At 52.4% G+C, this 12,949-nt stretch carries 10 protein-coding genes; 5 read left to right on the top strand and 5 right to left on the bottom strand.

Going from position 1 to position 12,949, the window contains the following annotated elements:
- Window positions 1–11 precede the first annotated feature (11 nt).
- Together RDO88_RS00530 and RDO88_RS00535 are read left to right on the top strand one after the other, a co-directional pair.
- Complete coding sequence (locus tag RDO88_RS00530; RefSeq protein WP_307757489.1) at window positions 12–812, top strand: basic secretory protein-like protein; 801 nt, start codon at window positions 12–14, stop codon at window positions 810–812.
- A 12-nt stretch (window positions 813–824) separates the two neighbouring features.
- Window positions 825–1,241, top strand: coding sequence for a hypothetical protein (locus RDO88_RS00535; protein WP_307757490.1), 417 nt, complete (start codon window positions 825–827; stop codon window positions 1,239–1,241).
- Window positions 1,242–1,586: 345 nt separating this feature from the next.
- Here the strand turns inward: RDO88_RS00535 and RDO88_RS00540 are convergent, their stop codons facing one another.
- Complete coding sequence (locus RDO88_RS00540) at window positions 1,587–1,823, bottom strand: hypothetical protein (protein WP_307757491.1); 237 nt, start codon at window positions 1,821–1,823, stop codon at window positions 1,587–1,589.
- Window positions 1,824–1,990: 167 nt separating this feature from the next.
- On the opposite strand from RDO88_RS00540, the gene RDO88_RS00545 reads away from it, so the two are divergent.
- Window positions 1,991–2,359 (top strand): hypothetical protein, encoded by a 369-nt coding sequence (locus RDO88_RS00545; RefSeq protein ID WP_307757492.1) that lies wholly within the window; start codon window positions 1,991–1,993, stop codon window positions 2,357–2,359.
- Window positions 2,356–3,591, top strand: a complete 1,236-nt coding sequence (locus tag RDO88_RS00550) for a 6-bladed beta-propeller (RefSeq protein WP_307757493.1) — start codon at window positions 2,356–2,358, stop codon at window positions 3,589–3,591. The genes RDO88_RS00545 and RDO88_RS00550 overlap by 4 nt, the downstream gene beginning before the upstream one ends.
- 877 nt (window positions 3,592–4,468) lie before the next feature.
- Here RDO88_RS00550 and prfB read toward each other — a convergent pair.
- Window positions 4,469–5,587 (bottom strand): peptide chain release factor 2, encoded by a 1,119-nt coding sequence (prfB, locus tag RDO88_RS00555; RefSeq protein WP_307757494.1) that lies wholly within the window; start codon window positions 5,585–5,587, stop codon window positions 4,469–4,471.
- Between the two features lie 80 nt (window positions 5,588–5,667).
- Here prfB and RDO88_RS00560 point away from each other — a divergent pair, with 80 nt between their 5' ends.
- Window positions 5,668–8,595, top strand: coding sequence for an insulinase family protein (locus RDO88_RS00560; protein WP_307757495.1), 2,928 nt, complete (start codon window positions 5,668–5,670; stop codon window positions 8,593–8,595).
- Between the two features lie 121 nt (window positions 8,596–8,716).
- Here RDO88_RS00560 and RDO88_RS00565 read toward each other — a convergent pair whose 3' ends face one another.
- The 3 genes from RDO88_RS00565 to RDO88_RS00575 all read right to left on the bottom strand — a co-directional run bounded on the left by RDO88_RS00565 (window position 8,717) and on the right by RDO88_RS00575 (window position 12,850).
- On the bottom strand, window positions 8,717–9,934 hold the full coding sequence (locus RDO88_RS00565) for an acyloxyacyl hydrolase (protein ID WP_307757496.1): 1,218 nt from the start codon (window positions 9,932–9,934) through the stop codon (window positions 8,717–8,719).
- A gap of 16 nt (window positions 9,935–9,950) precedes the next feature.
- Window positions 9,951–10,961: a hypothetical protein gene (locus RDO88_RS00570; RefSeq protein ID WP_307757497.1), complete on the bottom strand. Its 1,011-nt coding sequence runs from the start codon at window positions 10,959–10,961 to the stop codon at window positions 9,951–9,953.
- 83 nt (window positions 10,962–11,044) lie between these two features.
- On the bottom strand, window positions 11,045–12,850 hold the full coding sequence (locus RDO88_RS00575) for an AMP-binding protein (protein WP_307757498.1): 1,806 nt from the start codon (window positions 12,848–12,850) through the stop codon (window positions 11,045–11,047).
- Window positions 12,851–12,949: the final 99 nt, after the last annotated feature.

A 12,949-nucleotide genomic window follows, 5' to 3' on the forward strand; every position in this document is an offset into this window, starting at 1 on the left:
AACTTAAACCAATGAAAAGACTGATGTTATCATTTGCCTGTGCAGCCAGCCTGCTCGCCAACGCGGCAGCCTGCACCACCAGTGACAATCCCCAACCGGAGCAGACAATCACCGTATGGGACCGTTACAACGTAGGAAGCGTCCTGTTCGAGGACAAGGCGCCCGAAACCGCCGGATCGGACATCTACCGCCGTATCATCCCCCGGCCCGAAAGCTACATCAAGGAACAGGCCCGCACCGTGCTGGCCACCCTCTACACGTCGCCCAAAGACAGCATCCCCCGTGTCTACCAGATACACTATACGCTGGAAGACATCGAAGGTGTTTCGGCCAAGAGTGGTGGCAACGGTTACGTCAGTATTTTCTACAGTACCCGCCATATCGAGCAATCGTTTGGTCAGAACGATACGGCCAAGGTGCTGTTCGAAACCCGCGGCGTACTGCTCCACGAACTGACACACGCCTACCAGCTGGAGCCGCAGGGAGTGGGCAGCTACGGAGACAGCCCGACGTTCCGCGCCTTCATCGAGGGCATGGCAGACGCCGTGCGGATAGCCAACGGAGGCTTCGAAGGCCCCAGTGCGCGACCGAAAGGCGGCAGCTACATGGACGGATACCGCACGACCGGTTACTTCCTCGTCTGGCTGCGCGACCACAAAGACGCCGAATTCCTGCGCAAGTTCAACCGGAGCGCGCTGGAGGTCGTTCCCTGGTCGTTCGACGGAGCAGTGAAGCACATCTTGGGACAAGACTGCAACATAGACCAGCTGTGGCGTGAATATCAGATAGCAGTCGGTGATATCCAGCCGTAACGAAACAATGACATGAAAGAACGTAAACGAAACCTGCCTCTCCTCCTCTGCCTCCTCGCCCTGCTGGTTGCCGGGAGCAGCTGCTCCATCGGCGAAAGCGACTATCCCGAAGGAAGCGGAGCCACCACGTGGGAGCTGTGCGGCCACACCTGGGAGGCCAACTATTCGCTGGACGACGGTACGCTGGTCAACCACCAGATTATTTTCTATACCGGCGGCCAAGGCGAAGAATCGCTGCTGTGCAACTACAACGGTGAGGTGTGGGAAGAATACTACACCTTCTACTGGCGCTGGGCCAACAGCCTGCAAAACTCCATCGCCCTGAGCTATCCGGGAGGAGGGACGCTCTACATGGACCACGTCTACATCAAGCTCGACCTCTTCTCGTGTCTGCTCGACGGTACGTTCGTGACTTTTCGTGGGAAATAAGCTATCCGACAGCCTTGACGCAAGCCGAGGGAAGAGTTGCAGTAACAATCACCCCATCCACCAGATAGTATATTTTCTTGACAAATCAAAGGCGAATTCAGTTTCGTTCTCTTCCCCTTGAAATAAATGGGTTTAAACCCTAAGGCGCCTATGTTTGAAACATAAGGGGGGAATGTTTCAAACATAAGGCCCCGAGGTTTCAAACCTTCCCTATAAATGACTTCCAACGCATCAGATGCCTCCCGTTGAAGAGCACCGGAAAGAATAGTAATTCTGATTTACAAAAGGCATTCACTAACGCCTGTCTGGCCAAAGATACTCCACAAGATGACGCAGGAAATCGGCTCACGTACCTTCCTTTTCTGGATTGACCTCCTCGTGCAGGCGGTCCTTATTCAGACGTTCCACTGAATGGGAGGGTGAAACAATCCCCTTCGTCCTACTTGTTGAATCAGAAACAGCGGTGAGATAATGTGTCAAATAAGGATTGGCGGTTGCCGGGACAGCATCTTTAGTCGAGCGGCAAGCTACCAGAAACCAGCAAGAAGCGACAACACAAGCAGCAGCAATTTTTCCTCTCATAACGTCCTTCCTTTTTACATTCATTTTTCTGCAAAAGCATCACTTAAAGAGTACTATTGCAAATCCCAAAAGCTAAATAATGTTATATTCCGTCAGTTTATTCTGCCAATCCTTTGTAAATTCCACTTTTTTTACTCCTTTGTTGAAAACAATAAAAACACTTTGTTATGAACAAAATTTCCAAATTTGGATTGACAGCTGCTATTATTTCCATAGCAATGTTAAACATCAGAAAGGCGCAAATTGAGACAAAAGAATATCAACCTTACTATTTCTCATTAGAAGCACTCGCAAATGGAGAATCCGGAGGAGGAGAAACAGGAGGAAATAATGAGCCCTGCCATTCTTCTGTTACACAAGAAGTAATGGAGCAAGATTGTGGTGGAATAAAACGAACTATCAGAGAAGCAATCACATTTCAATGCGAAGGAGATCAACCCGGAATTTGCACTAAAGGTGCTGAATATTATTACTATGATTGTAATGGACAAATGATTCAGCATTTAGACAACACCTATATTTATTCTTGCATATGAAAAAAAAGGCATATACTTATCTATCTCTTATAATATACTTTTTTTTAGCATCTTGTTCTTCTCCAAAAGGGAACAACTTTCTTGCCCAAGAAACAACCATTATAAATTTAGACAGTGCTACAATTGAAACATTTAAATATTCCACATTTTTCAATACTGCAAAAATCATTCCACTAAGCACAAAAGAAGTCTTGTTATCAAACATTCACAAGATGCTTATTACAAAAGACGCTTTTTTTCTAATCGACAAAAAGACTGAAAGTGTATATGCCTTCAAAAAAGATGGAAGTTTTATCCGAAAATTCGGGAACCACGGTTCTGCACCTGGTGAATATACAAATTGCAGGGACTTTACCATAGACCCGACAAACAACAAACTTTATATCTATGATGCCAACCGACGGAAAATCTTGCGATACGACCTGCCGACAGGAACCTTTGAGGAGGGAATCACACTAAGCAGCCGCCAGTATTACAGCCACATCCATTACCAGTCCGGCCATCTGTACGCAGCCCAACCCTGCCATAATCCGGATGCATCTTCCACCTTCTACCTGCTACACCAAATAGATCCGCAGACGGGGAAAGAGACCGGCCGGATGCTGGATGCCGACCTGTACAACCAAGGATGGCAGAATGAACCCATAGGCCAAAGCAATCCTCCGTTTTTCCCCATGGAAGGAGAAACCTGGTTCTGCACCGGGCTTATGGATACGGTGATGGTTCTAAAAGACGGTACAGTAAATCCTGTCCTGGCCATACACGGCAAGCAGGTGGTCCGGAAAGAGGATATACCCGAAGAAGACAAACGCTATTCCCCCGTCCCCACTACCCGCAGCAAGCAACTGGTCATGCAGTCTATGCGCCTGAATCGGCAAGAGAAGTTTTTCGGCTTTTCCAACTTCTTCATACAGGGGGACAACATATGGTTCGAATGCAACGGAGGTTCACGTCTGTCAGTCAGATACGATTTAAAGAATAGGCGTACTCATATTTACAACCGGACAGAATACGACATCTTCTTACAGAAAAAGGTAAACCGCACGCTCCCCCATTATCTTTGTGCAGATTCTACCGGCATCTATTATTGTTATACGACAGAACAAATACCGGAACTCAAACACCTTCTTGAAGACGGATATATATCAGACAAAGTTGTCAACAAGGAATCAATAAACCAGCTGGACAGTGAATCAAATCCTGTTTTATTATACTATGAATTTAAAAAATAAAGTATATCTAAGTATTAGCATAGGTTGTTTTATTCTAGCATCTTCGATAATATATACGATAATACAAGCAAATCACTTAACAGTTATGGAAAGGGAAGCAAATAATTTAACACTATTTACCAATAGTCTTATGGTAGTGTATGGCAACAATTATACAGACTCCGTTTACGAAAATAAATTCCCCATCCAAAATTCTCTAGTTTATTGTTTTTCAGAAGACATGTGCGATGAATGTATCACACAAGATTTAGAAGTTCTATCAGAAGTTCAACACACTATGGGCAAACATATATTTATCATTGTTACCTCGTATTCTGTCAACCGCACGACACAAATCCTATGGAAAAATAAATTAAATGGTTTTAGATATACACTTCTCCAACATGATTCGGTATATTTCCCTATAAATAGAAGGGATGGAACTGAACAACGTTTTTTTATTTTCGTCAACAATTCTGGTAAAAATGAATTTCTATTCTGTCCACAAAAAAACCAAAAAGACATGACATGCATATATCTTCGTCACATGGGACTCTTGTTACCCAAAAACTAATCCAACAACATTATAGATTTGCGTTCTTTCGTAGCTGTTCCGTAAAAATATATTAGCATGAATACGAAAGCGAAAGATCTTATTGAAAATTGATAGATAAAGTCTTTTATTCTGCCTTTGCCCAAGTTTCTCTCTGGTTTGTTTCTCTCACGTAACTTGCTACGCTCCTCAGGAAAAAACAGCCTCGGAAACAATCCAAATAAGTACAGAACAAAATTTAAACAGTCCCAAACTCAGTATCCAACAAAAAAAAGGAAGTGGCCTCCTTATTCAGTCACTTCCTCCATCATATATATAAAATAAGAATAAAAGCGATCGTTCACCTTACGCCTCGCCCGCACCTGCGAACTCCATCAGGTAGGCCTTGACGAAACCATCTATCTTGCCGTCCATCACACCGTTCACGTCGCTGGTCTGGTAGTTGGTGCGGTGGTCCTTCACGCGGCGGTCGTCGAAGACGTAGCTGCGGATCTGCGAGCCCCACTCAATCTTCTTCTTGCCCGCCTCAATCTTGGCCTGCTCGGCCATGCGGTGCTTCATCTCCTTGTCGTAGAGCATGGAGCGGAGGAGGCGGAGGGCATTCTCGCGGTTCTTGGGCTGGTCGCGCGTCTCGGTGTTCTCAATCAGGATTTCTTCTTCCTCGCCCGTGTAGGGGGCCTTGTACTGGTAGCGCAGACGGACGCCGGACTCCACCTTGTTCACGTTCTGGCCACCCGCGCCGCCGCTTCGGAAGGTATCCCAGGAGATGCGGGCCGGCTCGATGTTCACCTCGATGGTATCGTCCACCAGCGGGGTGACGAACACGGAGGCAAACGATGTCATACGCTTGCCCTGGGCGTTGTAGGGCGACACGCGCACCAGGCGGTGCACACCGTTCTCACCCTTCAGGTAACCGTAGGCATAGTCGCCGCTGATTTCGATGGTACAGGTCTTGATGCCCGCCTCGTCGCCTTCCTGCAGGTTGGCGATGGTAGCCTTGTAGCCGTGGGTCTCGGCATAGCGCAGGTACATGCGCATCAGCATGCTGGCCCAGTCCTGACTCTCCGTGCCTCCGGCTCCGGAGTTGATTTTGAGCACACAGTCCATCTGGTCGGCTTCCTCGCGCAGCATGTTCTTCAGTTCCAGGGCTTCGACGGCTTCGGCAGCCTTGGCATAAGCCTCGTCCACTTCCTCTTCGGTCACCAGCTCGTCCTTGTAGAAGTCGAACGCCAGCTGCAGTTCCTCCGAAAGGGTCTTCACTTCGTTGTAGCCGGAAATCCACTGCTGGAGTCCCTTCACTTTCTTCATCTGTGCTTCGGCAGCCTTCTGGTCGTCCCAGAAGCCGGGTGCCTGCGTGCGGAGCTGCTCTTCCTCCACCTGAATCTTCTTGCCTTCGATGTCCAGGTAGCGGTTCAGCGCCTCGGTACGGTCTTTGATATCTTTCAGTTGTTCAGCGGTTATCATAATGAAAATACTTTGTTTCGGAGTGCAAAGGTATGAAAAAAACGAATAACTTTGCAGTTATCAATCTAATAAGTCTATTTATGAACGCATTACTCAAGAAAATCGGCCTGCCGCTGCTCTGCCTGGCAGCCCTGGGCCTGAGCAGCTGCACGCAATCGAAGTACAGCTACGAGACTGTTCCCAACGACCCGCTCCAGGCGCGTATCTACACGCTGGACAACGGCCTGAAAGTGTACATGACCGTCAACAAGGACGAACCGCGCATCCAGACCTACATTGCCGTACGCGTGGGCGGCAAGAACGACCCCGCCGAGACCACCGGTCTGGCCCACTACTTCGAGCACCTAATGTTCAAGGGTACCAACCACTTCGGCACCATGAACTACGAGACTGAAAAGCCCCTGCTCGACCAGATAGAACAGACTTTCGAGGTCTATCGCAAGACTACCGACGAAGCCGAACGCAAGGCCATCTACCACACCATCGACAGCCTGTCGTATGAAGCCTCGAAATATGCCATCCCCAACGAATACGACAAGCTGATGGCTGCCATCGGCGCCAACGGCACCAACGCCTACACCAGTTTCGACGTAACCTGCTACACCGAAGACATTCCCAGCAACGAAGTGGAAAACTGGGCCAAGATTCAGGCCGACCGCTTCAAGAACTGCGTCATCCGCGGCTTCCATACCGAACTGGAGACGGTGTACGAAGAGAAGAACATGTCGCTGACGCAAGACGGACGCAAGGTCTACGAAACGATGCTCTCTGCCCTCTTCCCCCAGCATCCCTACGGCACGCAGACCGTACTGGGCACACAGGAAGACCTGAAGAACCCTTCCATCACCAACATCAAGAACTACTACAAGACGTGGTATGTGCCCAACAACATGGCCATCTGCCTCAGCGGTGACTTCGACCCCGACCAGATGATTGCCACCATCGACAAATATTTCGGCGACATGCAGCCCAACCCCAACCTGCCGAAACTCAACCTGCCCAAGGAAGCCGACATCACGGCTCCCGTGGTACGTGAGGTACTGGGCCCCGAGGCCGAGAACGTGACACTGGCCTGGCGCTTCCCCGGCGCAGCCAGCAAGGAACTGGAAACGCTGCAGATTCTGTCGCAAATCCTGTACAACGGTCAGGCCGGCCTCATCGACCTCGACCTGTCGCAACAGCAGAAGACGCTGAGTGCCTACTGCTACCCGATGGCCATGAGCGACTACAGTGCCTTCATGATGGCCGGACGCCCCAAAGCCGGGCAGACACTGGACGAGGTGAAGGACCTGCTGCTGGGTGAACTGAAGAAACTGCGCGACGGCGACTTCGACGAGAGTCTGCTGGAAGCCAACATCAACAACTTCAAGCTCTACCAGCTGCACCAGCTGGAAAGCAACGATGCCCGTGCCGACTGGTTCGTACAGTCGTTCGTCAACGGCAGCAACTGGGCCGACGAAGTGACCGCACTGGACCGCATGGCCAAGCTGACGAAGCAGGACATCGTAGACTTTGCCAACAAGTACCTGAAGGACGACAACTACGCCATCATCTACAAACGCCAGGGCAAAGATCCCAACGAGGTAAAGATTGCCAAGCCCGAAATCACTCCGATTGTGATGAACCGCGACACAGCCAGCGCCTTCCTGAAGGAACTGCAGGCCGAGGCCAAGAACGTGACACCCATCGAACCTGTCTTCCTGGACTACAGCAAGGACCTGACGCAGCTGACCACCGGCAAAGGCGTGCCCGTGCTCTACAAGCAGAATACATCCAACGACCTCTTCCAGCTGATTTACCTCTTCGATATGGGTAACAATCAGGACAAGGCGCTGGGTACCGCCGCCCAGTACCTGGAATACCTGGGTACGTCGGATATGACACCCGAACAGGTGAAGAGCGAGTTCTACCGCATGGCCTGCTCGTTCTACGTATCGCCGGGCAGCCGACGCACATATGTCACCCTCTCCGGCCTCAACGAGAATCTGCCTGCCGCCATGGCGCTGTTCGAGAAGCTGCTGGCCGACGCACAGGTGAACGCCGAAGCCTACGCCAATCTGGCCAACGACCTGCTGAAGGCACGCAAGGATGCCAAGCTGAGCCAGGGTACCAACTTCGGCCGCCTCATCAACTACGTGAACTATGGCCCGAAGAACCCCGCAACAAACTTGCTGAGCGAAGCCGAACTGAAAGGCATGAACCCGCAGGAACTGGTGGACCGCATCCACAACCTGAACAGCTACAAGCACCGCATCCTGTACTACGGTCCGAGCAGCGACAAGGAACTCGTGGCCCTGCTCGACAAGGAGCACCGCACCCCCGAAACGTTGAAGGACGTACCTGCCGGCGAAGACTTCAAGCAACAGGCTACGCCCGAAACGAAGATTTATCTGGCTCCTTACGAAGCCAAGAACATCTATATGTCGCAGATATCCAACCGCGGCGAGAAGTTTGACGCTTCCATCGAGCCTGCCCGCCAGCTCTACAACGAATACTTCGGCGGAGGCATGAACTCCATCGTCTTCCAGGAGATGCGCGAGAGCCGCGGACTGGCCTACTCTGCCTGGGCCGGACTGAACAAGCCGGGATATGCCGACGAGGACTATTACTTCATTTCGCAGATTTCGTCGCAGAACGACAAGATGCTCGACGCCATCAATACGTTCAACGACATCATCAACAACATGCCGCAGTCTGAAACGGCCTTCAAGCTGGCCAAGGAGGGTATGATAGCCCGCCTGCGTACCGACCGCATCACGAAGATGAGCGTCATCTGGAGCTACATCAACGCACAGGATCTGGGCCAGACGGTGGACAGCCGCATCAAGCTCTTCAATGACGTGCAGGGCATGACGCTGCAGAACGTCATCGACTTCCAGCAGAAGTGGATCAAGGGACGCACGTACAGCTACGGCATCCTGGGTGACAAGAAAGAACTCGACATGGAGGCACTGAAGAAAATCGGTCCGGTTATCGAACTGACGACAGAAGATATCTTCGGATACTAAAAAAGAACGGTTAACGGTAAGCGGTTAGTGGTTAGTGGTGATACTGACGACTAACCGCTTTTTTTATGCCAACCACTTACCACTAATCACTAATCACTAACCGCTAACCACTAACCACTCATCAACGTTTCCCGAACCGCCAGCCCAAGCCCAGCATCAGGTTGTTGGGGTCCTTGAAGTCATGCAGCTGGTAGCCCACGTGGAGGAAGAGGCGGGGCGTGACAAAGGTCTTGAGCGCCAAGACCTGATAGAAACCGCGGGTATCCTCGCCCTGCTGGATGAGGTTCCGGCCGAAACCCACGTTTACCGAGAAGATAGGCATATTCAGTTCGGCACGGAGCGACAGACCTACAGCAAACTGCTCGCGGAAAGGCGGACGATAAAACTTGATGTCGCCGCCGCTGGTTCCTTCGACGTGATAGTCCTTGAGATTGGCACTCTCGTCGTACTGCGCATCCACCGACACACCGGCACGAAAATACCGGTTGACCCGATACATGGGATTGAAATTCAAGCCCGCCACACCAAACGAACCGGGAACCAGCAGGGGGCCGTTATCCAACAAGATTCCCCGACGGCGTGTGGAACCGTAGAGCACCACGTCATAGCTGATGCGCCCGGCCCAAGACGATGATTCTTCCTCCTTCCCGACAGAAGCCGTCGCAGGTTCCGCTGCACTGCCTCCGAAAGTGCGTACCAGCCCGATACGTGCTCCCACCGTATTGACACCCGAATTGGGGTAATTGGTATTGCCGTTCGAGTAGTGGGTCAGGTCGACACCCGCCGTCAAGTTCCATTGCGGAGCCACCTGCCAGTTCAGGAAGAAGCCGGCATTGATGTAGGCGTTGATGCGCGAACCCACCACATCGTTATAATAATTGGTTTCGGGATTATACCGCTTCCAGCCGAACGAGGCTCCGAAGTTCCACTCATAATCCAGCGTCAGCCCCGGAGCCAGCTTTGCGATACGCGAACCCTGAAAAGCATAGACCGCAACGGGTGTCCCGACCTCCGACGAATTGAAGAAGGTGTTGTAGGCCACACCGATACCCTGATAGGCATAAGGATACAAGCGCCCCAAACGGGAGTCGGGCGAGAAACGGAAAGCATATTTCAGATGAGCCGAAAGGGCCGTGTTGATGGGTTTGCCCGCCGCATTGTCACCCGTAAAGAAACTGCGGGTGGGAAATACATAGCTGGGACGCAAGTCAAATCCGATGCTGTGCGACGGACGGTGGCGGAGTGTATCCGACGATTGCTGTAAAGACTGGGCCCGAACGACGCCGCCGGCAAGCGGCAGGCAGAGGGCTGTCAGGAGAGCAAGAATGGTCTTCTTCATGGAAAGAGTCAGTAGATTATTTGTTGATGTTCACATCGCGTACGACAGTTGTCAGCGAATAGCTTTGCGGAGTGTAAAGGTCGGCCCGGCCTTCAAGCACGCGGCGGCGGTCCGTCTGCGGGCAACTGGCATAAATCTTATAGGGAACGCTGGTATAACGGAACCAGCACTTCACGGTGCACTCTACCGCCTTGCCGGGCGGTACGACAACGGTATCTGTCACGGCCAGCAGTTCGTCGGACAAGGGGAATTCATAGTTTTCGCCCGAGAGCGGAAGTTCGTCGCCCAGCAAAGCAGGACTATTGTATTTGTCCAGGCGGGGCACGGGGACGACAGGCATCTCGGTACCGAACATCTGGAACAGCGACGGGTCGATGCCGGGGTGCCACTCGTCGCCACCTCTGAAGGTGAAACTTTGCCGGAAACTGTCATAAGGATGAAGCGGATATTTCCAGGGATTGTCCGTAAGATTGGTGGGAGAAATCACCATTCGATCTGTTCTCGCACTGTCTTGATCCAAGTACCAGGAATCCAGCGAATAGACGATGCTGTCCAGCCGGTAGCGGGGTGAGGGTTCGAGAAGCAGCTCCACTTCGCGGTATTCGTACTCGTTGCCCACGCCGAGGGAGAGCCGGCACAACTCCAGCCCGATGTTTTCGGCGTCCGAGATTCGCAATTCCTTTCCTCCTGTACGTTCCAGCGTGAGCGTGAACTGCGGATAGCTAACCACGTATTTCGCCAGCCCGAGGTCACTGAAGTGGAAGGGGACGTCGAAATAGAGTTGGGTACCGTCAGCATCGTAGATGTTGCCACGGATTTCTTCGAAGTGCTGCTCTGATTTTTCCAGAAAGAGGCCGCGCACGTACCAGTTGTCACCGTCGAAACGGAGAGTAGCGGCCGAACCGTCGGCGGGCACTTGCATTTGATCCGTCAAGGGGGCGAAGTCGTCGATGAACACGTCGCCGTTGCAGCCGCACAGCACGGTCATCAGAAAGTATATGGATAAAAGAGGAAAGGCTCTCTTCATGGCGTTTATAGTTTTGATTGGATTGCAAAGAAATGAAATTCCATCCATATCTCCAACAATCCAATCAAACTATCAACATTTGTTTACTCTTCGTACATCCGGTCGATGATCTCCTTGTAGTTGCGGGCCACGACACCGCGTTTCAGCTTCAAGGTATTGGTCAGCTCGCCGCGCTCCATGCTGAAAGGTTCGGGCAGCAGGGTGAAGCGCTTGATCTGCTCGTAGTGGGCAAACTGCTGCTGCAAGGTGTCGATGCGGTCGCGATAGAAGGCCACGATGGCAGGATGCTGCATCAGCTCGGCACGGTCCTTGCAGGCAATGCCCTGCTCGCGGGCAAACTTCTCCACCAAGTCGTAGGCCGGTACGATGAGCGCCGAGACGAACTTACGCTGGTCGGCAATGATGGCTATCTGGTCGATGTAGCGGTCGATAATCATCTTGGTCTCCAGGGCCTGCGGTGAGATGTACTTGCCGTTCGAGGTCTTGAAGAGGTCCTTGATACGCTCCTTCAGATACAGGGTACGGCCTTCCAGCCGGCCGGCATCGCCGGTGTGGAACCATCCGTCCTTGTCGATGGCATCGGCCGTAGAGACGGGTTTCTTGTAATAGCCCCTCATCACGGTCTTTCCGCGGAGCAGGATTTCGTCGTTCTCGCCGATCTTCACTTCCAGGTCGGGCATCACCTCGCCCACCGAACCGATGATGTAGTTCACGGCCGGGAAGCAGGAGACGGTAGCCGTCGATTCCGTCAGACCATAACCCACCACCATGTTGATACCCACCGAGTGGACAAACTCGCACACCTCGTCCGACACGGCGGCACCTGCGGTGGGGAAGAACGTACCGTTCTCAATGCCGATCGTCTTCTTCAGCAGGGCATAGACGGTCTTCTCGTAGAACTTGTAGCGGAGGTGCAGCATCAGCGGCGGGGTCTTGCCCTGACGCACGTACTGCAGGTTGTGCTCGCGGCCCACGCGGATGGCGTCGAGCATCATCGCCTTGCGCAGGCCTGTTTCCTGAGCAATGCGCTCCTGCACACCCTGATAGACTTTCTCCCAAAAGCGAGGGACGCTGCACATCACCGTGGGGCGCACTTCCTTGATGGTGGTCTGTATGTCCTGCGGACGCAGGTTGATGCACACCTGCACGCCGCGCTCCAGGCAGACGTAGGTCCAGCCGCGCTCGAAGACATGCGTCAGCGGCAGGAAGCACATCGACACATCCCGGTCCGTGACCTGCGGCAGGCGGATGCGGTGCGTGCGGAATGCCTCCAGGTAGTTGGAATGAGGAAGCATCACCCCCTTGGGCTCGCCCGTGGTGCCGGAGGTATAGAGGATGTTGGCCAGGTCGTCGGGCGAAGCCTTGGCCGTACGTGCCTCCACCACCTCGTTGTGCGGCAGGCCTTCGCCCAGCCGCATGAACTCGTCGAAATAGATGGAGGTCAGGTCGCGCGGGTCGCGCACCACCTTGCGGTCGAAGATAATGAGCTGCTGCAACGACTGGCAGAGGCCGAAGACGCGGAAAGCGGCGTCGTACTGGAACTGCTCGCCCACGAAAAGGAAACGTATCTGCGCGTCGTTGATGATATACTGGGCCTGCGTAGGCGAACTGGTAGCGTACAGAGGGATGGTAACGGCCCGGTTGCCGAACGCGGCAAAGTCGATGTACAGACATTCGGGCTTGTTTTGCGAGAAGATACCGACGTTCTCCTGCTCGCCGATGCCCAGCGCCACCATCGCATTGGCGGCCTGGCGTACCTGCCGCGAGAAGTCGTTCCACGTCACCGGCAGCCACTGTTTTGTGTCGTAGTCCCTGTACTTCAGGGCCACTTTCTCTCCATACTTCTCTGCCTGACGGTGAATCAGGACAGACAAATGATGCTGAACCATGATAAAGTAAGTTGGTTAATATGGTACAAAGGTATTAGTTTTATTTGAAACTATTTCATAAAACGCAAAGAATTACCACTTTCCCCGCTCCAAAGCTTG

Origin of the sequence: uncultured Mediterranea sp. (assembly GCF_902493215.1) — a bacterium.
Classification (GTDB): domain Bacteria; phylum Bacteroidota; class Bacteroidia; order Bacteroidales; family Bacteroidaceae; genus Bacteroides.

Coding starts and splice junctions, on each gene's coding strand:
- prfB (WP_307757494.1), bottom strand. CDS start 5,587: ATGATAACCGCTGAACAACTGAAAGATATCAAAGACCGTACCGAGGCG.
- RDO88_RS00535 (WP_307757490.1), top strand. CDS start 825: ATGAAAGAACGTAAACGAAACCTGCCTCTCCTCCTCTGCCTCCTCGCC.
- RDO88_RS00575 (WP_307757498.1), bottom strand. CDS start 12,850: ATGGTTCAGCATCATTTGTCTGTCCTGATTCACCGTCAGGCAGAGAAG.
- RDO88_RS00570 (WP_307757497.1), bottom strand. CDS start 10,961: ATGAAGAGAGCCTTTCCTCTTTTATCCATATACTTTCTGATGACCGTG.
- RDO88_RS00565 (WP_307757496.1), bottom strand. CDS start 9,934: ATGAAGAAGACCATTCTTGCTCTCCTGACAGCCCTCTGCCTGCCGCTT.
- RDO88_RS00530 (WP_307757489.1), top strand. CDS start 12: ATGAAAAGACTGATGTTATCATTTGCCTGTGCAGCCAGCCTGCTCGCC.
- RDO88_RS00540 (WP_307757491.1), bottom strand. CDS start 1,823: ATGAGAGGAAAAATTGCTGCTGCTTGTGTTGTCGCTTCTTGCTGGTTT.
- RDO88_RS00545 (WP_307757492.1), top strand. CDS start 1,991: ATGAACAAAATTTCCAAATTTGGATTGACAGCTGCTATTATTTCCATA.
- RDO88_RS00560 (WP_307757495.1), top strand. CDS start 5,668: ATGAACGCATTACTCAAGAAAATCGGCCTGCCGCTGCTCTGCCTGGCA.
- RDO88_RS00550 (WP_307757493.1), top strand. CDS start 2,356: ATGAAAAAAAAGGCATATACTTATCTATCTCTTATAATATACTTTTTT.